Source organism: Thalassospira lucentensis (genome assembly GCF_011806425.1).
In the GTDB taxonomy this organism is placed as follows: domain Bacteria; phylum Pseudomonadota; class Alphaproteobacteria; order Rhodospirillales; family Thalassospiraceae; genus Thalassospira; species Thalassospira lucentensis_B.
On sequence record NZ_JAATOV010000004.1, the window covers coordinates 229,193 to 252,320 of the forward strand.

Genomic DNA, 23,128 nt, shown 5'->3' on the forward strand with positions numbered 1-23,128 from the left:
CCAATTGCTTTGTCGTCTTGTGCGGCGCGAACGTGCCGCGAAGCAGACGACTAAAATGGTAACACGGTTTGGAATGTAAACGGATCAACATCAGGTTCTGTTCCGCGCTTTTCGTCAAATGTGCTTTTGGCTTGGGCAAGGAATTCATCCTTGCTGATCATATTGTCCGTGTTCGCATCATACTGGGTAAACAACAATTCCAACCGGCGGCTTTCGGTTCGCAGGCGTTGTCGGTTGGCCTCGGCTGAGCCGGGCAACTGTTCCACCGCGGAAAATTCACGCAGAACCAGCACGCCATCCCCGTTGGTATCCCGGCGCCGAAACATCCAGGCGGCATACGATGCGGCCTCTTCGGCATCGATGCGGCCATCCTGATTGATATCAACCGGATGGAATTGCGCACGGTACAGTTTGACTTGTTCGGGAATGCCTTGTGACACGACACCAACGCCACCATTTTTCTGTGCCAACGCATTTGCAATGGCTTCGTTTAAGCCGGGAATATTGGGCGCTCCCCCCGGAAGGCCCGTTCCCACACCACCAGTGCCGGTGCCGGTCCCCATACCCGCACCAGGCAAACCGTTAAGACCCGGAATCCCGCCAAGCGCACCAGCACCATCCAGTCCAAATTGCGACATTAATTCGGGATTATTTTGCAGTTGCTTCATAATCAGCGGCAACAGTTCGCGCATTTGCGGTGACGAAACTTCGGGCGAATTTGATACATCCCCCGCACGATCAAGCGTTAATCCTTGCGCATAAAGATCGCGTTGGATCGTCAATGATCCCAAAAAGGTGCAACCCATTAAGACAATGGCAGCTTTTATCCGCAACAATTCCATCCTTCGTTTTTGCTGACGCTGCCCCGCGCCAGTTACCGCAAACTTACGTCACGACAAACTATCGTCTTTATCATCAGATTGGCACCAACTTATGCCCATCCCCTATCAGGATGTCGTTAACATATGCTGCCCGTCAATCTTGTTCGCCAAACATTCTGCAGGAGCTTACGCGCGCATCAAACCCGATCAGACGTCAAATCGCAAACTGTCATCGCGGGCCACATCATCACCACCCAAACAATGCCCATCCATCAAAACCCATAAAACTGATTTTTCGGTCATCCCATGGGGCCTTATGGAACAACATTGGGATTTCATGGGCAAGTTACGGATAAGACCGTGATTCAATGTGTTTTTAGCAGAAATCAGGCTTTTTGCATGTGCCCCGGAATCGTTGGAAAAGCGGCAAAAAGTGATCCATACACCCATCAAATCCCATTGACCCCCATCATTTCCCATGGTACCCCATAAACAGGCATAATTTCGGTGCCATGCGGGGCATATCCTTTTTCGAACAACAACCGGTCATCTGACCTGCCGTTTGGCGCTTGTTTGGGAACTGGATTTTTTTGATCAGGGGAATGGCAAAGTGCTGTTCACAGGGACGCACATTCACAAACTGGACCGAAAAGGGCGGGTATCCGTGCCCAAGCGGTTCCGTGCGGCCCTTGAGCGTGAAACATTCGCTGGCATCTACCTGTATCAATCCCACAAAGAAAGCGCGCTTGAAGGCTGCAGCGAAAGCCATATGGAGCGTATCGCGGCATCACTTGATGAACTTGATATGTTCTCTGACGAGGCCGACGATCTGGCTGACACCATTCTTGGTTCCTCGCATATGCTGCCTTATGACGGCGAAGGCCGCATCATTTTACCCGCTGAATTGATCGAATATGCCCGTATCGAAGATCAGGTCGCTTTTGTTGGCCGTGGTCGCACCTTCCGCCTTTGGAACCCTGACATCTTCAAGCCCCTGCAAGATGCCAGCCGGACCCGTACGCTGAACCGTGGTGCGACGCTCAAGCTCAAACCAATGTCTGAAACCTCAATCGGCACACGTCCCGGTGCCCCGACCGAGGAGGATGCATCATGAGCGACCAAGACATCAGCTTTGCGACAGAAGATCGCCCGCACAAACCGGTTTTGCTCCGCGAGGTGCTTGACGCACTTGCCCCGGCGGATGGCGAAATCATGGTTGATGGTACGTTTGGCGCAGGCGGTTACTCCCGCGCCATTCTTGACTCCGCCAAGTGCGAGCTTTTCGGCATAGACCGCGACCCGACCGCGGTTGCCAACGGCAAGGCGATGGAAGCCGACTATGACGGCCGTTTCCATATGGTCGAAGGATGCTTTGGCGAGATTGGTAAACTGATCCCCGCATCTGGCGCCCAACAGGTTGATGGTATCGTTCTTGATATCGGTGTTTCATCCATGCAGATCGATCAGGCGGATCGCGGATTTTCGTTCCGCACCGACGGGCCGCTTGATATGCGCATGTCGATGTCGGGTCCCACGGCCGCCGATTTTATCAATACCGCCGAAGAAGAAGACATCGCCAACGTGATTTACCGGTACGGCGAAGAACGTGCGTCGCGCAAAGTCGCGCACAAGATCGTTGAAATGCGTGCCGAGGAACCGTTTACAACTACCGCACAGCTTGCGCGCGCGGTGCGCTCTGTCGTGCGCAAATCCAAAGATGGCATTGATCCCGCCACCCGCACATTCCAAGCATTGCGCATTTTTGTAAATGACGAGCTTGGCGAACTTGAACGTGCCATGGATGCGGCCGAAACCCTGCTGAAACCAGGTGGGCGTTTGGTCATCGTGACGTTCCATTCGCTTGAAGACCGCCAGGTCAAAACGTTTATGAAGGAACGCTCCGGCGATCCGAACAAAATGTCGCGCCGCCTTCCGGGCGAACCCGAAGTTGCCATTCCGACCTTTACGACCATCACCCGCAAAGCAGTGACAGGCCAAAAGGACGAAATTCGCGCCAATCCGCGTGCGCGTTCGGCCAAACTGCGCGCAGTCGCCCGCAATGATCAGCCTGCCGCTGCGCAAGGGGGTGCGAAATGACCCGCGCCGTAACAATTATCGGGCTGCTTTTGACCGTTATTATTGGTGCGGGCACCTATTGGGTTAGTCACGAGGTTGAACGCCTTGAAAAGCGTTATGCTGGTATTCAGTCAGAAATTTTGGCCGAACAGGAAAGCATCCATGTCCTGCAAGCAGAATGGAGCTACCTGAACAATCCAGAACGGATTGAACGACTTTCGCAGGAATATCTGAGCCTAGCACAGATTGATACGCTGCAGATGGCAAGCATTGATGACCTGCCCGAGAATGCCGACCAGCACCTTTATCGTCTCGATAAATTCGGCGAGGCAGTAGCCTTCCTGCCTGTGCCGCGTACGCGTCCGGGTGATTTGATGCCCGACGAAGCAGCAGAAGCCATGATCATCGACGCCCCGTCGGTTGCCAATGCAGGAGGCAACCAATGAGCTTTATGCGTTTTTCATACTGGCTGCGCGGCGACCGTCCGGAACTTCGCCCGGAACAGCGCGAACGTCTGGCCATTGAAACGGCCCGTAACCGCATTTTCATCACCGGCGCGATGTTCTTCGTCGGCTTCACCTGGATCAGCTATGGTCTGCTTGATGCTTCTGTTTTGCGCCAGGGCAACGAACCGGCTGTCGCATCGGGGACAGACACGCGCGAACTCAAAACAGAACGTGCGGACATCGTTGATCGCAACGGCATCTTACTTGCGACCGATCTTCCGACCAATTCGCTTTATGCCGATGCCCGCGTTGTAAAGGATCCGGTTGAGTCGGCGGATTTGCTGTTAACGGCGCTGCCCGATCTGGATCGCGATACGCTGATCCGGCATTTAAGTTCGCGTAAGGCATTTGTTTGGCTGCGGCGCAACCTGACACCTGAACAGCAATATCAGGTGAACTCGCTTGGTATTCCGGGTTTGAATTTCCAGCGCGAAGAGCGCCGCGTTTACCCGCATGGTCGGCTGTTTGCCCATACGCTTGGCTTCACCGATATCGATAATAACGGCATTGCTGGCGTGGAACGCGAATTCGATAACGAACTGCGCATCAATAACGGCCCTTTGCAATTGTCGCTTGATACCCGTGTGCAATACGCACTTGAGGAAGAAGTCCAAAAAGCGATGGAAACCTACAGTGCTGCTGGCGCTGCTGGCCTTGTGATGGATGTCTATACCGGCGAAGTGATCGGAATGACGTCATTGCCGGACTTTGATCCGCACCGTCCCGGTCAAGCACCTGCTGATGCACGGTTCAACCGTACCACGTTGGGCGTCTATGAAATGGGGTCGGTGTTTAAACTGTTTAACACCGCCATCGCGCTTGAAACCGGATCGGCAAATCTGAATTCTGTGTTTGATGCGACCGAACCGCTGCGCATCGCGCGGTTCTCGATCCGCGATTATCACGCCGAAAACCGCTGGCTGACTGTGCCCGAAATTCTGGTTCACAGCTCGAACATCGGATCGGCTCGCATGGCAATGGCCTTTGGCGGCGAGACCCAGCAAAAATACCTTAAAAAACTTGGTATGCTCGAAAAACCAGAGATCGAGCTTCCTGAAGTTGGCGGGCCGCTTTTGCCCCATCCGTGGCGCGAAATTAACACTATGACGATTTCATATGGTCATGGGATCGCGGTTACCCCACTTCAGGTCGTCAATGGCATTTCCACCATCGTCAACGGTGGCATTCGCCGCCCGTCAACCATCGTCAAACAAGATGGTGCACCGGCTGGCGAACGTGTGTTTTCCCGCAAAACATCGGATCTGATGCGTCGTTTGATGCGCCTGGTTGTCACCGATGGGTCGGGCAAAAAAGCCGAAGTCGCAGGTTACTTCCTTGGCGGGAAAACCGGGACCTCGGAAAAACTCGTGAATGGGCGCTACGTAAAGAACGCCCGCATGTCGACCTTTGTCGCCGCCTTCCCGATGCAGGATCCGAAATACGTGGTTCTGGTGACGTTGGACGAGCCCAAAGGCACCAAAGAAACTTATGGATTTGCCACAGCAGGTTGGGTGTCCGCCCCTGCCGTTGGCAAGGTTGTGACACGTATTGCTCCCCTTTTGGGCATTGAACCGGCGAATGCGAAGGCGCCGGAGATCGAGCAAGCGTTGCAGATTGAACTTCGCAAAGGGGAACGCAAACTTGCGTCTTTCTGAACTCATGGCAGGTGATCAAGCGGCACTTAAACATGCCCAAGGCCAGGACCCCGATATCACGGGCCTGACAGCAGACTCGCGCACCGTGAAGGATGGCTATATGTTTGCCGCCCTTTCTGGTGCCAAGGATGATGGATCTAAATACATCGCCGACGCAATTAAGCTCGGCGCTGCAGCCATTTTGGCCAAGGACGGAACGCCCCGCCCTGCCGCACCGACGGTGCCACTTATCCCGGTTGAAAACCCGCGAAAGCGTTACGCACAACTTGCTGCACGCTTTTATGGTCAGCAACCGGCAAACATCGCCGCGATCACCGGAACAAACGGTAAAACGTCAACTGCGATCTTTACCGAACAGCTTTGGACGATCCTTGGCAATATGTCAGGTTCGATCGGAACCCTTGGCATTCGGGCCGCAGGCGCAAAAATCCCCGGTTCGTTGACCACACCTGATCCGGTTGCCTTGCATCAGGGCTTAAACGAAATGCACGAAATCGGCGTCACCCATGTCGCGATGGAAGCAAGCTCGCACGGGCTTGATCAGCATCGCCTTGACGGGGTGAAGGTCACCGTTGCTGCGTTTACCAACCTTTCGCGCGATCACCTTGATTACCACGGCAGCTTTGAAAAATACTTTGCCGCCAAGGCACGCCTGTTTTCTGATCTTTTGGCATCCAACGGCACGGCCGTTCTGAATGCTGATATCGAACAGTTCGCCACCCTGAAAGCTATGTGCGAAAAGCGCGGCCTGACCGTTATGTCCTACGGCGAGAATGCCGACGACATCAAACTGGTATCCGCGATCCCTGATAGCACCGGCACGAAAATGACCCTTTTGGCGAACAAGGGTGAATACAACATTCACCTGCCGCTGATGGGCAGTTTCCAGGTGATGAACGCGCTTGCAGCGCTAAGCATCGTGGTGGCATCGGGTGCCGATCTGGACCAAGCCGTCTTGGCACTTGAAAAGCTTGAAGGTGTGCGTGGCCGTCTTGAGATGGTTGGTAAAACCAGCTTTGGCGCACCGGTGTTTGTTGATTACGCCCACACACCAGATGCACTTGAAACCGTAATCAAGGCCGTCCGTCCGCACTGCAAAGGCCGGATTGTTTGTGTATTTGGCGCTGGTGGCGACCGTGATACGGGCAAACGCCCGCTGATGGGCAAGGTTGTGCAGGAAAATGCCGACATCGCCATCATCACCGATGACAATCCCCGCAGCGAAGATCCCGCGACCATTCGTAGTGCGATCAAAAAAGCGTGCGAGGGGGGCATCGAAATTGGCGACCGTGCCGATGCGATCAAACGCGGCATTGGCATCCTTCAACGCAATGATGTCTTGATCATCGCCGGAAAAGGCCATGAAAGAGGCCAAATCGTCGGTGATACGGTCCTTCCATTCGATGATGCATCCGTTGCGCGCAGCATTCTTGCAGGTGGCAACTGACCAAAACTGCCCGTTACGGCATCCTGGCCGTGACGGCCTGACCGAAAAGAAAGTAACGTTATGAGCAAGGCTGTTTTATGGACGGCGAAAGACGCCGCAACCGCGACCGGTGGCAAGACAACCGGCGAATGGACGGTGTCGGGCATCTCGATTGACAGCCGAAAAGTCACCGAAGGTGACCTGTTCATCGCGCTAAAAGGCCCAAATTTTGACGGCCATAAATTCGCGCAGGCAGCCCTTGACGCTGGCGCCAACGCCGTCATGGTCGAAGACACGACCGGCATTACTGATACCGACAAGGTTCTTGTGGTCGACGAGACGATGGCAGCCCTTGTGCGCCTTGGCGAAGCGGGTCGTGCCCGAAGCAAAGCCAAAATCGTCGCCATCACTGGGAGCGTCGGCAAAACCGGCACCAAAGAAGCCCTGAAATACGTGCTGTCCCAACAGGCAAAAACCCACGCAAGCCCGGCCAGTTTCAATAATCACTGGGGTGTTCCGATCAGTTTGGCAACCCTTCCGACTGATGCGAAATATGCCGTCCTTGAAATCGGCATGAACCATCCGGGCGAAATCAGCCCGCTTGTTAAAATGGTTAAACCGTCTGTCGCCCTGATTACGACCGTGGTTGGTGCGCACACTGAATTTTTCAAAGACGAAGCCGAAATCGCCACCGCCAAGGCCGAGATTTTTGATGGCTTGGACACAGACGGCTCGGTTATCTTAAACCGCGATAATCTGCATTACTTTGCCCTGGCGCGTCGGGCCAAGGAACTCGGCCTTAGCAACATCAAGTGCTTTGGTACCGATGCGGTTGCCAATTACCGGCTATTTGAAGCCAATATCGTGGCAAATGGCAGTGCGGTGCGATCCCGCATCAATGGGCAGGATTTGGAATATTTCATCGGGTGCCCCGGCGAACATTGGGTTTTGAATTCATTGGCCGTCCTTGGTTGTGTCGATGCCCTTGGCGCAGATACCGAACAAGCATCCCGGGACTTGGCCGACGTGACCCCGCCTGCGGGCCGTGGTGAAACATCAACGGTTAATGTCCCATCTGGTGAAGGCACCTTTACCCTGATTGATGATGCCTATAACGCCAACCCGACATCCATGATGGCCGGGATTAAGGTTTTGGCCCAAAGCAAACCCGCCGAGGGTGGCCGTAAAATTGCGATTTTGGGCGATATGCGTGAACTTGGCGATGATGCGGTCAAAATGCATGCTGATCTTTACCATCCCCTGAGCGCGATGGAAATTGACCGCGTCTATTGTGTTGGTCCGTTAATGGCAGAACTTGATAAAACCCTGCCAGAAGCCATGAATGCCGGACATTTCGAAACAGCGGATGCCGCAATTGCGCCGATTAAGGCCGACATTCACGCTGGTGATGTGGTTTTGGTAAAAGGTTCGCTTGGCATTTACGTTTCGAAAATTGTATCTGCGCTAAAATCCGGTGGCGTGGTCGACGCACCCACCCACCCTGAACGTTAAGACGCAGAAGGAACGAAAAGAGCGATGCTCTATAATCTGCTTTATCCGCTGGCCGATCAGATGCCGGTTTTCAACCTGTTTCGCTACATTACGTTCCGCACAGGTGGGGCGATCATAACGTCGCTTATTCTTGCTTTTGTTCTTGGACCATCGCTGATCAAATGGTTGCGATCGAAACAAAGTGAAGGTCAGCCGATCCGCGAAGACGGCCCCGAAGGTCACCTTCTGACCAAAAAAGGTACGCCGACCATGGGCGGCCTTCTTTTGCTGATCTCAACAACCATCGCGACCCTTTTGTGGGCTGATTTGACCAATGCTTATGTCTGGTCCGTCCTTTTGGTGACCATTGGCTATGGCTTCCTTGGGTTTCTTGATGATTTCCTGAAGGTATCCAAACGCAACAGCAAAGGATTGCCCGGCAAGTTAAAGCTGCTTGGTCAGTTTTCAATCGCCGCCCTTGCCGCGTTCTGGATTTCCTACAATACCGCCGATCCGCTTTCGACCGCCCTTGCCTTCCCGTTCTTTAAGAATTTCCTGTTTGATCTGGGCTGGTTCTTTATCCCGTTTGCCATGTTTGTCATGGTCGGGGCCTCCAACTCAGTCAACCTGACTGACGGGCTTGATGGCCTTGCCATCGTACCGGTGATGATTGCCGCTGCCAGCTTTGCGCTGATTACCTATTTGATCGGTAACATTCAGTTTGCTGAATACCTGCAAGTGCATTACGTGGCCGGATCTGGCGAATTGACGATCTTCTTGGGTGCACTGGTTGGTGCCGGACTTGGGTTCCTTTGGTACAACGCCCCGCCTGCCATGGTGTTTATGGGCGACACCGGATCGCTTGCCCTTGGCGGCGCGCTGGGTGCTGTTTCCGTTGTAACCAAACATGAACTTGTGCTGGCCATTATTGGCGGATTGTTTGTTCTTGAAACGCTTTCAGTGATCATTCAGGTCGGGTCATTCAAACTGACCGGCAAGCGCGTCTTCCGCATGGCCCCACTGCACCACCATTTTGAGAAAAAAGGCTGGCAGGAAGCGACCATCGTGATCCGTTTTTGGATTATCGCAGTGATCCTTGCCCTTGTCGGACTGGCAACCCTTAAACTTCGCTAAGGACATAAAACGTGATTGATCTTTCACATTTGCACGGAAAAACCATCGCGGTTCTGGGGCTCGGTAAATCGGGTCTTGCCAGTGTGAAAGCATTGATCAATGCCGGTGCGATTGTTTGGGCGTGGGACGATAACGCTGCCAGCCGCGAACAGATCGAACCGTTGGGATTGGCACCGATCAATCTGATCGAATGCGATTGGACGGAACCCGACATGCTGGTGATCAGCCCTGGCATTCCGTCGACCTTCCCAACGCCGCACCCAGCGGCGGAAAAAGCACGCCGCGCCGGAAAGCCGATCATTTGTGATGTTGAATTGCTGTGCACGGCTCAGGCGGATGTTCCGACCCTTGCGATTACGGGTACGAACGGCAAATCAACCACCACCGCCCTTACCACCCACATCCTTTCGGGTGCCGGGATCAAAACCCAAGCCGGTGGGAACTTTGGCAATGCGGCCCTTGGGCTTCAGCCATCCGGGCCCGACGATTGTCTGGTACTGGAACTTTCATCCTATCAGCTTGATCTGTTGGCTGAGGCATCCTTTGACGCTTGCGCGCTTTTAAACATCACACCAGACCACCTTGACCGTCACGGCGGGATGGATGGTTATATCGGCTCCAAACGGCAGATTTTTGCCCGCAACAAAGGCCCGAAATGGGCGATCATTTCAGTTGATGATGATCTTTGCGCAAAAATGTCGGTCGAGCTTGCCCGTGAAGGCGGCCGTCATATCATCGAAGTTTCGGTCAACACCCCAGTTGATCATGGCATATACGTCGCCGATGGTTGGTTGATTGACGATTTATCAGGGGCGCAAACCCGCATTCTTGATTTGACCACGGTTGCCCAGATGCCCGGCAAACACAATTGGCAAAACATTGCCTTTGCCTATGCGCTGTGTCGGGCACGTGGTGTTGATGCCACCCGGATCATTGACGGCATCATGTCATTCCCGGGATTGGCCCACCGTCAGGAACGCTTGGGCACGATTGATGGCGTTGTCTTTGTCAATGACAGCAAAGCCACCAATGCCGAAGCATCCGCCAAGGCATTGTCCGCCTATCAGAAGATCTATTGGATCGTTGGCGGCAAGCCCAAAGAAGGCGGGATTAATGGCCTTGAAGAATATTACCCCCATATCAAAAAAGCATATTTGATTGGGGCGGCAACCAACGAGTTCGCCGAAACACTTGGCAGCGACCTGCCATGGGAAAAATGCGAAACGCTTGACGTTGCGACCAAGGCCGCCTTTGAAGACGCCCGAAAACACGGTGATGAAGGTCCGGTTGTTATGTTAACGCCGGCCTGTGCATCCTTTGATCAGTTCAAAAGTTTCGAAGCACGCGGCGATGCTTTCCGCGACATTTACAGCACGCTGGCAACCACCGCGCAGGATCATTGATGAAATCGCTGTTTGGCAATAATTCCAACATCGCCTTTTCGCGTGCGGATACGTCGGTTCTGGGCATCTGGTGGTGGACAGTTGATCGCTGGCTGCTTGCGGCCATCATTTTGTTGATGGGCATTGGCGCGTTGCTGGTTATGTCGGCAAGCCCGCCCGTCGCAGACCGCATCAATGTTGACAGCTTCCACTTTGTCGGGCGCCAGTTCCTGTTCTTGGGACTTGCCGTTGTCTGCATGTTTTCGATTTCACTGTTGCCGGTGAAATGGGTGCGCAGGCTTGCATCGGTGATGTTCCTTGGCGTAATTGCCCTTCTTATGATTACCCCGTTTGTTGGGTCTGAGATCAAAGGCGCAGTGCGCTGGATCCATCTGGCCGGTCTGAACATTCAACCATCAGAGTTTTTAAAACCGGCCTTTGCGGTTGTCGTTGCGTGGATGTTTGCCGAAGGGCGATTAAACCCGAACTTTCCGGGATATATCGTCAGCAGCCTGATGCTTGCCCTATGTATCTTCCTTTTGATGATCCAGCCTGATTTTGGGCAAACGGTGGTGATCACATCCATTTGGTCTGTGCAGATTTTCTTGGCCGGATTGCCGATTATTCTGGTGTTCTGCCTTGGTCTTGGCGCGGCGGGGCTTGCGGTGACGGCCTATTTGGTCCTTCCGCACGTACAATCACGTGTCGATCGCTTCCTTGATCCGGCATCAGGTGACAACTACCAAATCGAACGATCCATGGAAGCCTTCATGAATGGGGGCATCATGGGCCGTGGTCCGGGCGAAGGCTGGGTTAAAAACTCCATTCCCGATGCCCATTCGGACTTTATCTTTGCCGTTGCTGGCGAAGAATTCGGTTTGTTGTTCTGTGTGCTTGTGGTCGGCGTCTTTGCCTTCATCATCATGCGCGGTCTTTCGCGCCTGATGGGGGAACGCAACCTGTTTGTTGTCCTGGCAGTGACCGGCATTCTCGTTCAGTTCGGATTGCAGGCGGTCATCAACATGGCCTCGACCCTGCAACTAGTCCCGCCAAAGGGCATGACGTTGCCGTTTGTATCCTATGGCGGTTCGGCCACGATCGGCATTGCGATTGGCATGGGGTTTGTTCTAGCGCTCACACGGAAACGTCCGGGCGAATAGCCCAACTTGGGCCATCAAATTTTTCTGCATTAAAACGACAAATTCGCAACCTATTTTACGCCCAGTTTGAAGGGATATTAACCTTTATCGGGTTTTGATGGGGGAACCTTGACGCGTGCCGTCGTTTAACATGTGGACGAGATGACCGAACTCAATCAACTTGATATTTCCGCCGCCCCCGAAGCACCGCTTACGGGGCAGGTGATTGCCGTGACATCGGGCGGCACAGGTGGCCACATGTTTCCGGCGGTTGCCCTGTCAAAGGCGCTGGTTCGGCGTGGGGCGAAAGTGCTGTTTTTCACCGATGCGCGCGCGTCACGCTACACCGATGGGGTCGAGGGTGTGCAAACCATCATCCTCCCCGCTGGCGGCATTGCGGGTAAAGGCATCAAAGGCCGGATCATGGGGGCTGCCCGTCTTGGTCTTGGCACGCTAAAAGCCCGGTCAATCATTAAAAAAGCCAAGCCCGCAGCAGTCATTGGCTTTGGTGGTTATGCATCCATCCCGGCAACCATGTCGGCCAAGTGGTTGAATATTCCGTTTGCCATTCACGAACAGAATGCTGTTTTGGGTCGCGCCAACCGATTGGTCGCCAGTGCAGCAAAACGCATTGCGACATCGTTTCCTACCGTAAAGCTGATTGACCCAGCCGATCAGAACAAAGTCATTTGGACCGGTAACCCGGTGCGCGCAGAAGTCGCAGCCCTTGCCAATTGTGATTATGACGTTCCGACGGAAGACGGCCCAATCCGCCTGTTGGTTACGGGTGGGTCACAGGGCGCACGCGTTCTTTCCGAAATTCTGCCAACCGCGTTGGTTAATATGCCCGAACATATTCGCACCCGCCTTGTGGTAACCCAGCAGGCGCGTGAAGAAGATCTGACGTCGGTGCGCAACACCTATAAAGGGTCGGGTATTGATGTGACGTTGGCATCCTTTATTGATGACATTCCCGAACGCCTGCGCGATTGCCATTTGGTCATTGCCCGTTCTGGCGCATCAACCGTTGCGGAACTGACCGCCGCCGGGCGACCTGGATTGTTGGTTCCCCTGCCCCACGCGATTGACGACCACCAACGATACAATGCCCAACAAGTCGAAGAAACCGGCGGCGCGTGGCTGATGCCACAAGATCGTTTCAGCAGCGAAGCCGTGACTGACAGACTAACTAAACTTCTTAGGAACCCGGCCGCCCTAACCCGCGCGGCAAAGGCTGCGCACAGTACGGGTCGGGCAAATGCCGCCGAACGGCTGGCCGATATGGTGCTTGATATGCTGGGGCTTAACCCGGCCGGCACGCCAGAAAACGAAAACATAAGCAAAGACCGAGGAGACATCTCATGAACACCCTGCCGCTCAACATCGGCACCATCCATTTTGTCGGTATTGGTGGCATCGGTATGTCCGGTATTGCCGAAATTCTCAACAACCTTGGTTACACCGTGCAAGGGTCAGATATCTCTGACAATGCCAATGTGCAGCGCCTGCGCGATCTGGGCATCAAGGTTTTTGTTGGTCATAAGGGCGAGAACGTCGTTGATGCCAAGGTGGTTGTGATTTCAACCGCTGTGAAACCTGATAACCCCGAAGTCATCGCCGCGCGTGCGGACATGATCCCGGTTGTCCGCCGTGCTGAAATGCTGGCCGAGCTGATGCGCCTTAAGGCGGCAATCGCTGTTGGTGGTACGCATGGCAAAACCACTACAACGTCACTGGTCGCCACCATGCTGGACGCAGCGGGTCTTGACCCAACGGTGATCAATGGCGGCATCATCAATTCATACGGCACCAATGCCCGTTTGGGTGATGGCGATTGGATGGTGGTTGAGGCCGATGAGTCAGATGGCACATTCGTTAAGGTACCGTCGACCATTTCGGTTGTGACCAATATCGACCCGGAACATCTTGATCACTGGAAAGATTTCGACCAGCTACGCGAAGCGTTCAAAAACTTCGTTCAGAACATTCCGTTCTATGGCTTTGCCGTGCTGTGTATCGATCATCCCGAAGTTCAGGCCCTGATTGGCAAGGTCTCAGACCGGCGTATTTTCACATTCGGTTTCTCCCCGCAGGCAGATGTCCGGGCGGTGAATGTACGCACCAACATTGGTGACAGCGTTTTTGACGTGGTCATCCGTGAACGTGTTGATAGCGAAGAACGCGTGATCAAGGATGTGCGCCTGCCGATGGTTGGCGATCATAACGTTTCCAACTCGCTTGCTGCGATTACGGTCGCACTTGAGCTTGGCATTCCTGACGAGAAAATCGTATCGGCCTTTGACGGCTTTACCGGCGTTAAACGCCGCTTTAGCAAAACCGGCGAAGTCGATGGTGTGACCATTATCGATGATTACGGTCACCACCCGGTCGAAATCAAAGCCGTGCTTAAAGCCGCGCGTCAGGCAACCAAGAACAATGTCATTGCCGTGGTTCAACCGCACCGTTATTCGCGTTTGCATGATCTGTTTGAAGATTTCTGCACCTGCTTTAACGATGCCGACAACGTGATTGTCGCCAACGTCTTCGAAGCTGGTGAAACCCCTATCGAAGGCGCATCACGCGACGCACTTGTCGAAGGATTGCGCAACCGTGGCCACCGCCATGTCAGCGCCCTTGAAGGCCCAGAAAAACTCGCCGAAATGATTGCCGAACAGGCCGAAGCGGGTGATCTCGTCGTCTGCCTTGGTGCAGGATCAATTAGCACATGGGCCAATGCGCTTCCGGCCCAACTTAAAGCCTTAAAAAACTGAGATTGTCATGAGTACGCCGGGACATCACACGCCACTTATTGATCGCCTGCCCAAGGTTCGGGGCAAGCTTCGCGAAGGTGCGCAATTGTCAAAGGTCACCTGGTTTCAGGTGGGTGGACCAGCAGATGTGATGCTCCGACCGGCCGATACGGACGATCTTGCCGCGTTTTTGAAAAACAAACCGTCGGATATGCCCGTTACGGTCATTGGTGTGGGGTCAAACCTTTTGGTGCGCGATGGCGGTATTCGCGGCGTTGTCATCCGATTGGGACGCCCGTTTACAGATACCAAGGTTGTCGACGGTGATCTTCATGTCGGGGCGGGTGCGCTTGATCTGAACGTTGCGCAAACGGCCCAGCAAGCTGGCATTTCGGGGCTTGAATTCCTGTCTGGTATTCCAGGCACCATTGGTGGTGCGCTTCGAATGAATGCCGGGGCTTACGGGGCTGAAATCAAAGATATCCTGATCAGTGCGACTGCCGTTGATGGCACGGGCGACATTCACACTGTAACGCCCGATGAGATGGATTTGTCATATCGTCATTGCGGCGTGCCCGATGATTGGATTTTCACATCTGCCATTTTACGCGGGCAACCGGGCGACAGCGATGAAATAGCCAAACGCATGGGCAAAATTCAGGATGCCCGTGCCGGATCGCAACCGATCAAATCGCGGACAGGCGGATCAACCTTTGCCAATCCGACACCGGACCGCGCGTGGGAAGTCATTGATGCCGCCGGGTGTCGCGGCCTGACAATTGGCGGCGCGCAAATGTCCGAACAGCATTGCAACTTTATGATCAATTTGGGCAATGCCACGGCCCTTGATCTTGAACAGTTGGGTGATGAAGTCAAAAAGCGGGTGAAAGACCACAGTGGTGTTGAGCTGCGTTGGGAAATCCGGCGTATCGGCGAACGCCTTGGCACCTCCATCATAGGAAAAGACGCATGAGCAAACATGTCGCAGTAATTTACGGCGGTTGGTCGACCGAGCGCGAAGTATCCCTGTCATCCGGGCGTGAATGCATCAAAGCACTGCGCGAAAAGGGCTATCGCGTCACAGAGATTGATGCTTCCCGCGATCTGGCGGCACAGCTTACTGCCGTTGATCCCAAACCGGATGTGATTTTCAACGCCCTTCATGGCCGTTGGGGCGAAGACGGTGCGGTGCAGGGTTTGCTTGAAATTATGAATATTCCCTACACCCATTCCGGTGTGCGGGCATCGGCCATCGCCATGGATAAAATGTCAGCCAAAGCCATGTTCACGGAATATGACATCCCATGCGCGCGCCATGTTTGGGTCACCCGTGATGAAATCGCCAACGGCACCGCCCTGCCCCCGCCCTATGTTCTTAAACCCAACAACGAAGGGTCATCGGTTGGGGTTGAAATCATTCTGACCGCTGAAGAAGAACAGAACATGCTGGCCCGTGAATGGGTGCATGGCGCAGGCGTCATGCAGGAAGAATTTGTTCCGGGCCGCGAGATGACCGTTGCGGTCAAAGACGGCAAGGCCATGGAAGTCATCGAAATCCTGACCGGCAATCACGCATTTTACGATTTTGAATCAAAATACGTGCAAGGCGGATCGGAACATGTTGTTCCAGCGAACATCAATGACGATTTGCGCGCAAAACTGCGTGAAAACGCAGAAGCCGCGTATCGGGCGCTCGGCTGTCGCGGGATTGCGCGGGCAGATTTCCGCTATGACCCTGAACATGACCGTTTGGCAATTTTGGAAATCAACACCCAGCCGGGCATGACCCCCACATCCCTTGTCCCGGATGCGGCACGTCATGACGGTTTTAGCTTTGCCGACATCGTCGCGTGGATGGTCGAGGATGCCTCATGCGAGCGATAGGAACCCTTAAAGAACAGGCCCGCGAACGTAGCGAAAAGCTTGATAAGCAAAATGGCGTTGCATCAAACGTCAAAAAGATCGCGCGCGTTCTTTGGTGGGCTGGGTTTGTTGGCGTATTTACGCTGGGTCCGATTGCGCTTTGGCGAACCGGCAAGGCCGACACGTGGCTGCTTATTGCACAGAACGAAGCCATTCGACTGTCTGCTGATTTTGGCATGACGGTAAAAAATATCGAAGTATCAGGCCGCCAAAAAACCGATCCCAACGCCCTTCTGGCGGCAATCGGCAAAAAGCCGGGCACCCCGATCGTGACATTTGACGTCGATAGCGCACGCGAACGGATCGAAGAGCTTTCTTGGGTGCGGTCGGCTGCGGTTGAACGCCAATTGCCAGATACCCTGATTGTTTCAATTGTCGAACGTCAACCGCTTGCCCTGTGGCAGACCCACAACGGCGGTCACATTCTTATTGATGGTGACGGTGCGCAGCTGCAGAACTACGAACTGGGCGATTACCTTAATCTGCCAGTTCTGGTTGGCGATGACGCGCCAGAACATGCCGCCGAGATGCTTTCGATCATTAAAACCATCCCGCACCTTTATAAAGAGGTTACCGGCGCGCAACGCATTGGTCATCGTCGCTGGAATATTCAGCTTTCAAACGGGATGTATGTCCGCCTGCCTGAAAAGGATATGGACAAAGCATGGAAACGTCTTGAGCTGCTTGACCAGGAACATGACTTGCTTGAACGTGATGTTCTGATTGTTGATTTAAGGCTGCCAGACCGCACTTTTGTGCGCCTTACACCCGGCGCGGCGGAACTTCGGCGCAACCCGCCCAAAAAGCAGGGTGCTGTTTAAATCCTGCTAAAACAAATAATCGGCAATATCCCAAAGATAAGCTGGGAACAAAGGCCCTAGCCGCGCGTCTTTGTTTGACAGATACAAGCGTGTGATAATGGCGTTTTTTGCTTATCAAACAATTCGATAGCTTAGGACGACACTGCCCCTTTAATGACTTAAATTTAGAAGATGTAAAAGACTCCGGCCAGCCTTAACCAATTTGCAACAGCTTTTGGTGGAAAACGGGCTTAAGGTTCGCAATAAAATCGAACCAATAACAACTTAAAAGATTTCGAGCACTCAATTGGCACGCAACAAAACCAGATCAGGATTGATTGCGGCTTTGGACATTGGAACGTCCAAGGTCTGCTGTTTTATTGCCCGACGTGAAAAGGACCAACCGCCGAAAATCATCGGCATTGGCCATAACATGTCAAAGGGACTGCAAAGCGGCGCAATTTCCAATCTTGATGCCGCACAGGAAGTAGTCCTTGCGGCCGTGAATGCGGCTGAGAAAATGGCCGGTCACACCATCGAATCCGTGATCGTTAATCTGTCGGGCGGACAACCGGAATCCGAAACACATACAGTTGAATTGCCGCTGGGATCACGGCCGATTGGTAACCTTGAGATCAGAAAGCTTAATGATCAAAAAGATGTGCTGTTGCGACAAGCCGGCGACGAACTGATCCACACAGTTCCGCTTGGCTTCCGGGTTGATGGTACCAAAAGCATGAATGACCCGCGCGGCATGTATGGATCGACCCTTGGTCTTGATCTGCATTTCGTGCGTACCCAAACCGCACCGCTTCGCAATCTCGACACGCTACTAAGACGCTGCCATTTGACGATCCAGGAAACCGTGGTGACCCCGCTTGCATCAGGGTTGTCTGCGTTAACACCTGATCAACGCGATCTTGGCGCGACCGTGATCGACATGGGTGCTGGCACAACCAGTGTCGCGGTTTTCCATGGCGGGCAAGTAATTTACACGACTTCGATCCCCGTTGGTGGCGCGCATGTGACGCGCGACATTGCCTATGGGCTCAATACGTCGTTAAACCACGCCGAGCGAATGAAAACCCTGCATGGCAGCGCGCTGACATCTCCATCCGATGACCAGGAAATCCTTGCGGTTCCAGTGATTGGTGATGAAGACGAGAACAATTTCAATCACGTGCCACGTTCAATGTTGATCAACATCATCAAGCCACGTCTTGAAGAAACCTTTGAGATGATCCGTGATCAACTTGAAGAACATGGCCTGTCGCAAATTGGCGGACGCAGCATCGTTTTAACTGGCGGTGCCAGCCAGTTGAACGCCATTGCCGACCTTGCCAATCAGATGTTTGAACGTCCGGCCAGCATTGCGCATCCCCATGGGGTAACCGGTCTTGCCGAAGCAACCGCTGGGCCGCCATTCTCGGCCTGTGCCGGGTTGTTGCTGCGTGCCATCGAACAACAAAATGATCCGTTAAGCGAAGCCATGGCGAATATTCGTCAATCAGGGGGGCGATGGGGCCGTCTTGGGGCTTGGCTCAAAGAAAACTTTTAACTTCCCACTACCAAAAACCAAACAACCCGCTGGTTTGCTGTGCTGATCGGGATAAATGGAATTTTTTGCTCATTTTTTTCGAAAAGTTTTGTGCGCATTAACATGCCAATAACCCTTTGCCAGCTAAAACCATCTTGGAGGTCTTTGTGTCAGGACGTGTTCTGGCATACGTGGCAAAGGGAAGGTCACGCAGATCTTTAAGCTCTAAAGCGCGGAGAGGAAGAGCAAACAATGAGTACAATTAGTTTTTCCGTACCTGAAACGGAAGAAAACCTAAAACCAAAGATTACCGTTATCGGTGTCGGCGGTGCCGGCGGGAACGCCGTTAACAATATGATCGCATCCGAACTTGAAGGATGTGATTTTGTTGTTGCCAATACCGATTCTCAGGCCCTGTCACAAAGCAAAGCCACGCGCAAAATGCAGCTTGGCCGCAAAATCACCCAGGGCCTGGGTGCAGGCGCACGTCCTGATGCCGGGGGTGCCGCCGCAGAAGAATCCATCGAAGAAATTCAAGCACAGCTTGAAGGTTGCCACATGGTATTCATCACCGCCGGTATGGGCGGTGGTACGGGTACCGGTGCAGCCCCGGTCATTGCACGTGCCGCAAAAGAAGCAGGCATTCTGACCGTTGGTGTTGTTACCAAGCCGTTCCATTTTGAAGGCACGCGCCGTATGCGCACTGCTGAACAGGGAATAGAGCAGCTTCAACAGTATGTTGACACCCTGATTATCATTCCGAACCAGAATTTGTTCCGGGTCGCGAATGAAAAAACCACCTTTGCAGATGCCTTCCAAATGGCAGACGATGTTCTGCGCAATGGTGTGCGGTCGATTACTGACCTTATGATGGTTCCGGGCCTTGTGAACCTTGACTTTGCTGATATTCGCACTGTTATGAGCGAAATGGGCAAAGCCATGATGGGCACAGGCGAAGCATCCGGCGAGAAACGTGCCCTTGAGGCCGCCGAAGCCGCCATTGCTAATCCGCTGCTTGAAGATGCTTCGATGAAGGGTGCACGTGCAGTCCTCATCAACATCACAGGCGGCATGGATATGGCTCTGTACGAGGTCGACGAAGCCGCGAACCGTATTCGCGAAGAAGTCGCATCCGAAGCCAACATCATCTTTGGTTCCACCTTCGATCCGACCATCGAAGGCGCGCTTCGCGTTTCTGTAGTAGCAACCGGCATCGATGCCGAAGACGTTCGTCGTCCGCAGCCGAAAACTGTTTCCGTCGCACAGCCAAAAGCAGCTGAGCCGGCAGAACAGCCTGCCCCTGCGCCGTCATTTGGTCAGCATGGTGCCGGCAATGCCGCTGCCAGCGCACCGGCCGCCAATGTCGCACAGGATGACTACACCGGTGGTGCATCGATCGATCAGATCCCGGCAGACCGCTTTGCCGCAACCGGCAGCGCACATCAGCCAGAGCTGAACCAACAGGCTGATTCTCAGCAGACCGGTTCGATTGAAATGGGCCAGACGGTCTTGAAACCGAAACCTGTTTTGCGTGCGACTGAAAAAGCAAACAGCAACGGCGATATGGCATTCATTCCGCCGCGCGCTGTTTCCCCAAGCGAAGCCGCCCCGGTCAGTAAACACAGCCCGGATGTCTTCGAAGCCGCCGATGCGCAGAACGCAACGTCACCGCGTTCGGTGCTCAGCAGCTTGTTTGGTAAGAACAAAGGCGCCAAGGACCATCATCAGGGTCAGCCGCAACAAAATGCAGTCCCTAAGGCTGCGCAGCCGCAGGCACCTGCACCGCGTCAGACCGAGATGCCCCTTGACGAAAACGGATCACAGATCACCACCAACGAGCCCTCTTCCCGGGGCAAAACGTCTGGTGCATCTGACGACCTGCTCGAGATCCCGGCCTTTCTACGTCGTCAGGCTAACTAACGACGTTTCTCCGCGCGAAAAAGGGAAGGCACTTTGCCTTCCCTTTTTTTATAGCAACGCATTCAGAACATGACGCAAAGCAACGCGTCCTGTGACGAAAAATTGCCGGAATATGTTCATTGCACGTGTTACGACATACTGCGTTGATCAGCCAATATAGATACAAATACGTTTATTTTCAGTGACTTATTTTAGTTACAAAGCGTAACAAAGAGTGATTTGTTAGATTGTTATTCAGTGGGTAGTGTCTGAAGCTAACGAAGCAATATTTACGACATGCCATACTGCTTCACGCGACCTGAGATAGAAAACTGACGGACCTGATTTGGGGGCTACCTTGAACAATATTTCTGACCTAAGCGCCGCACTGACGCAGTCAAGCGGATCGGATAACGATATCGTTTGTCAGCGCACGCTTAAAGCGTCCATCGGCTGTGCCGGTGTCGGGCTGCATTCCGGTCAGAAAATCCGTATCACGCTTCATCCAGCTGAAATTGATCATGGCATCGTCTTCCGCCGCACAGATCTGGCAGATCAGCCACTTTATCCTGCACGTTACGATGGCGTTATTGATACCCGCCTTTGCACCTGCCTTGGCGATGCATCCAAGGGCATTAAAATCGGCACCATCGAACATTTGATGGCGGCCTTGGCTGGTGCGCGCATTGATAATGTCTTGATTGATATTGATGCCGACGAAGTTCCGGTCATGGATGGCAGCTCCGCACCGTTTAACTTCCTGATCGACTGTGTTGGGATCGACGAACAGGATGCGCCGCGTCAGGTCATTGAAGTTTTGAAACCGGTTGAAGTCGAATTTAAAGGGTGCACCGCACGCGTCGAGCCGGGTCATGGATTTGAAATTGATTTCGAAATCGATTTTGAAAGCAAGGCCATCGCCAATCAACGCATGTCAGTGAAATTTGACGACGGCATTTTCGTTTCCAACATTTCACGCGCACGCACATTTGGTTTCCTTCACGAAGTCGAAGCCATGCGCTCTGCCGGTCTTGCTCGCGGTGGTTCACTTGATAATGCCGTTGTCCTGTCGGGCGACGAAGTGATGAATGAAGAAGGCCTGCGCTACGAAGATGAATTTGTTCGCCACAAAATCCTTGATGCATTGGGCGATCTTTATACCGCTGGCTTGCAGCTTCAAGGCAAGGTAACCGCGTATAAATCGGGTCATCATGTGAACAATCTGCTGCTCAAAGCGCTGCTTGCTGATGAAAGCGCATATCGGGTTGTCCCCATGCGCAAAACGGCCCTTCGTGCGATGAATGCGGAACGGGTTCTGGCAACGGCCTAAGCCATGTGATGCGCGGCAACTCACGTACCAAGATGGACATATTCCAATTGATTAAGGCGACCATCGCGGTCGCCTTTTTTCATGCTTTGGGACAATTTTTACAATGTATCCTTGCTCGACAAAACCGGATGTCCGATAAAAGTACCGATTGGACACACAACTACTTGCCCAATCCCGCCATGCCCATGATATAGTCCGGCGGATTTTTTAAAACGTGCCTCACGAAGTTCAAGGATAGGTCACAGTGCTGAGTACCGTTCGCGCCAAAAACATCATTGCAATTTGTGGTATGGCCATTGTGCTTGCTGCCTGCTCAAGCAACGAGGCGCCAGAATATGTCGAACGCCCTGTGTCCGAGCTATATAACAGCGCGCAAGATTTGCTCGACGAAAAAGAATACCAAAAAGCCGCCGAGGCCTTTGATGAAGTCGAACGTCAGCACCCTTATTCTGTCTGGGCGACCAAGGCGACCTTGATGTCGGCTTATGCCTATTACCAAGACAATAAATACGACGATGCGATCAGTGCGATTGACCGGTTTATCTCTCTCCATCCGGCCAACCCGGATGTGCCATATGCCTACTATTTAAAAGCATTGTCCTATTACGAGCAGATTTCCGACGTTGGCCGCGATCAGCAGATGACCCAAGATGCAATGCAAGCACTTGATGACATCATTCGTCGTTTCCCCGACAGCAAATATGCCCGTGACGCCAAGCTTAAAAAAGACCTGACGGTTGACCACCTTGCCGGCAAGGAAATGAGCGTTGGCCGCTATTATCAGGATCGCGACGAATTCCTTGCGGCGATCAACCGTTTCAAATCGGTCATTGATAACTATCAAACCACAACGCATGTTCCAGAAGCCTTGGCACGCCTGACCGAATGCTACCTTGCGCTTGGTTTGGAAGGTGAAGCGAAACGTACGGCTTCTGTTCTTGGTTACAACTTCCCAGGCAGTGAATATTACACGGAATCATATGCCCTTCTGGTCGATGATGATTCGATCAAGGTGCCTGAAAGTGACAAAAGCTGGTGGGATTCTGTAACCCAGTCGATCAAGGGAATCTTCTAAGATAGTGTTTCCTTGAACACCGGGTTTAAGACTCCGGCGGCATTTGCTTGACATCCGCAGCTAAAGCAACCTAGAACACAACAAGAACAAATTGATCTTGCGTACTGTTTTAAAACATTTTTCGCAGAAGACTGCGGATTGGGTGTTTTTGCCCGGATACAGGCATGCGCAACGCTTGCAAGCC

19 protein-coding genes are annotated in these 23,128 nt (G+C 53.3%); 18 read left to right on the top strand and 1 reads right to left on the bottom strand.

Features of this window, described 5'->3' with window-relative positions:
- Nucleotides 1-50: 50 nt before the first annotated feature.
- Nucleotides 51-833: an EF-hand domain-containing protein gene (locus HCZ99_RS14545; protein WP_254869628.1), complete on the bottom strand. Its 783-nt coding sequence runs from the start codon at nt 831-833 to the stop codon at nt 51-53.
- Between the two features lie 598 nt (nt 834-1,431).
- Here HCZ99_RS14545 and HCZ99_RS14550 point away from each other — a divergent pair.
- The 18 genes from HCZ99_RS14550 to HCZ99_RS14635 all read left to right on the top strand — a co-directional run bounded on the left by HCZ99_RS14550 (nt 1,432) and on the right by HCZ99_RS14635 (nt 22,944).
- A complete protein-coding gene (locus HCZ99_RS14550; RefSeq protein ID WP_167447730.1) occupies nt 1,432-1,935 on the top strand; it encodes a division/cell wall cluster transcriptional repressor MraZ in 504 nt (167 codons plus the stop codon).
- Nucleotides 1,932-2,918, top strand: coding sequence for a 16S rRNA (cytosine(1402)-N(4))-methyltransferase RsmH (gene rsmH / locus HCZ99_RS14555; protein WP_167447731.1), 987 nt, complete (start codon nt 1,932-1,934; stop codon nt 2,916-2,918). The genes HCZ99_RS14550 and rsmH overlap by 4 nt, the downstream gene beginning before the upstream one ends.
- The gene (gene ftsL, locus HCZ99_RS14560) at nt 2,915-3,343 is read left to right on the top strand and encodes a cell division protein FtsL (RefSeq protein WP_167447732.1); all 429 of its coding nucleotides are present in this window, start codon (nt 2,915-2,917) and stop codon (nt 3,341-3,343) included. The genes rsmH and ftsL overlap by 4 nt, the downstream gene beginning before the upstream one ends.
- On the top strand, nt 3,340-5,058 hold the full coding sequence (locus HCZ99_RS14565; protein WP_167447733.1) for a peptidoglycan D,D-transpeptidase FtsI family protein: 1,719 nt from the start codon (nt 3,340-3,342) through the stop codon (nt 5,056-5,058). The genes ftsL and HCZ99_RS14565 overlap by 4 nt, the downstream gene beginning before the upstream one ends.
- Nucleotides 5,045-6,505, top strand: a complete 1,461-nt coding sequence (locus tag HCZ99_RS14570; protein WP_175581516.1) for a UDP-N-acetylmuramoyl-L-alanyl-D-glutamate--2,6-diaminopimelate ligase — start codon at nt 5,045-5,047, stop codon at nt 6,503-6,505. The genes HCZ99_RS14565 and HCZ99_RS14570 overlap by 14 nt, the downstream gene beginning before the upstream one ends.
- Before the next feature lie 60 nt (nt 6,506-6,565).
- Complete coding sequence (locus HCZ99_RS14575; protein WP_167447734.1) at nt 6,566-7,996, top strand: UDP-N-acetylmuramoyl-tripeptide--D-alanyl-D-alanine ligase; 1,431 nt, start codon at nt 6,566-6,568, stop codon at nt 7,994-7,996.
- A 24-nt stretch (nt 7,997-8,020) separates the two neighbouring features.
- Complete coding sequence (gene mraY, locus HCZ99_RS14580) at nt 8,021-9,109, top strand: phospho-N-acetylmuramoyl-pentapeptide-transferase (protein WP_167447735.1); 1,089 nt, start codon at nt 8,021-8,023, stop codon at nt 9,107-9,109.
- Nucleotides 9,110-9,120: 11 nt separating this feature from the next.
- A complete protein-coding gene (murD, locus tag HCZ99_RS14585; RefSeq protein ID WP_167447736.1) occupies nt 9,121-10,512 on the top strand; it encodes a UDP-N-acetylmuramoyl-L-alanine--D-glutamate ligase in 1,392 nt (463 codons plus the stop codon).
- Nucleotides 10,512-11,651, top strand: a complete 1,140-nt coding sequence (gene ftsW, locus HCZ99_RS14590) for a putative lipid II flippase FtsW (protein WP_167447737.1) — start codon at nt 10,512-10,514, stop codon at nt 11,649-11,651. Before murD ends, ftsW begins: the two co-directional genes overlap by 1 nt.
- Nucleotides 11,652-11,792: 141 nt before the next feature.
- Entirely contained in the window at nt 11,793-12,995 is a 1,203-nt protein-coding gene (gene murG, locus HCZ99_RS14595) for an undecaprenyldiphospho-muramoylpentapeptide beta-N-acetylglucosaminyltransferase (RefSeq protein ID WP_167447738.1), read from the top strand.
- Nucleotides 12,992-14,401, top strand: a complete 1,410-nt coding sequence (gene murC / locus HCZ99_RS14600) for a UDP-N-acetylmuramate--L-alanine ligase (RefSeq protein WP_167447739.1) — start codon at nt 12,992-12,994, stop codon at nt 14,399-14,401. Before murG ends, murC begins: the two co-directional genes overlap by 4 nt.
- A gap of 7 nt (nt 14,402-14,408) precedes the next feature.
- Entirely contained in the window at nt 14,409-15,353 is a 945-nt protein-coding gene (gene murB, locus HCZ99_RS14605) for a UDP-N-acetylmuramate dehydrogenase (RefSeq protein ID WP_167447740.1), read from the top strand.
- Complete coding sequence (locus HCZ99_RS14610) at nt 15,350-16,264, top strand: D-alanine--D-alanine ligase (protein WP_167447741.1); 915 nt, start codon at nt 15,350-15,352, stop codon at nt 16,262-16,264. Before murB ends, HCZ99_RS14610 begins: the two co-directional genes overlap by 4 nt.
- Nucleotides 16,252-17,124, top strand: a complete 873-nt coding sequence (locus HCZ99_RS14615) for a cell division protein FtsQ/DivIB (protein ID WP_175581517.1) — start codon at nt 16,252-16,254, stop codon at nt 17,122-17,124. The genes HCZ99_RS14610 and HCZ99_RS14615 overlap by 13 nt, the downstream gene beginning before the upstream one ends.
- 286 nt (nt 17,125-17,410) lie before the next feature.
- A complete protein-coding gene (gene ftsA / locus HCZ99_RS14620) occupies nt 17,411-18,661 on the top strand; it encodes a cell division protein FtsA (protein WP_167447742.1) in 1,251 nt (416 codons plus the stop codon).
- Between the two features lie 231 nt (nt 18,662-18,892).
- Nucleotides 18,893-20,560 (top strand): cell division protein FtsZ, encoded by a 1,668-nt coding sequence (gene ftsZ / locus HCZ99_RS14625; RefSeq protein ID WP_167447743.1) that lies wholly within the window; start codon nt 18,893-18,895, stop codon nt 20,558-20,560.
- A gap of 337 nt (nt 20,561-20,897) precedes the next feature.
- Nucleotides 20,898-21,869: a UDP-3-O-acyl-N-acetylglucosamine deacetylase gene (gene lpxC, locus HCZ99_RS14630; protein ID WP_167447744.1), complete on the top strand. Its 972-nt coding sequence runs from the start codon at nt 20,898-20,900 to the stop codon at nt 21,867-21,869.
- A 244-nt stretch (nt 21,870-22,113) separates the two neighbouring features.
- On the top strand, nt 22,114-22,944 hold the full coding sequence (locus HCZ99_RS14635; RefSeq protein WP_167447745.1) for an outer membrane protein assembly factor BamD: 831 nt from the start codon (nt 22,114-22,116) through the stop codon (nt 22,942-22,944).
- The last annotated feature ends 184 nt before the right edge of the window (nt 22,945-23,128 follow it).

Coding starts and splice junctions, on each gene's coding strand:
- rsmH (WP_167447731.1), top strand. CDS start 1,932: ATGAGCGACCAAGACATCAGCTTTGCGACAGAAGATCGCCCGCACAAA.
- HCZ99_RS14575 (WP_167447734.1), top strand. CDS start 6,566: ATGAGCAAGGCTGTTTTATGGACGGCGAAAGACGCCGCAACCGCGACC.
- HCZ99_RS14565 (WP_167447733.1), top strand. CDS start 3,340: ATGAGCTTTATGCGTTTTTCATACTGGCTGCGCGGCGACCGTCCGGAA.
- mraY (WP_167447735.1), top strand. CDS start 8,021: ATGCTCTATAATCTGCTTTATCCGCTGGCCGATCAGATGCCGGTTTTC.
- HCZ99_RS14615 (WP_175581517.1), top strand. CDS start 16,252: ATGCGAGCGATAGGAACCCTTAAAGAACAGGCCCGCGAACGTAGCGAA.
- ftsL (WP_167447732.1), top strand. CDS start 2,915: ATGACCCGCGCCGTAACAATTATCGGGCTGCTTTTGACCGTTATTATT.
- ftsZ (WP_167447743.1), top strand. CDS start 18,893: ATGAGTACAATTAGTTTTTCCGTACCTGAAACGGAAGAAAACCTAAAA.
- murB (WP_167447740.1), top strand. CDS start 14,409: ATGAGTACGCCGGGACATCACACGCCACTTATTGATCGCCTGCCCAAG.
- ftsW (WP_167447737.1), top strand. CDS start 10,512: ATGAAATCGCTGTTTGGCAATAATTCCAACATCGCCTTTTCGCGTGCG.
- HCZ99_RS14610 (WP_167447741.1), top strand. CDS start 15,350: ATGAGCAAACATGTCGCAGTAATTTACGGCGGTTGGTCGACCGAGCGC.
- murG (WP_167447738.1), top strand. CDS start 11,793: ATGACCGAACTCAATCAACTTGATATTTCCGCCGCCCCCGAAGCACCG.
- murC (WP_167447739.1), top strand. CDS start 12,992: ATGAACACCCTGCCGCTCAACATCGGCACCATCCATTTTGTCGGTATT.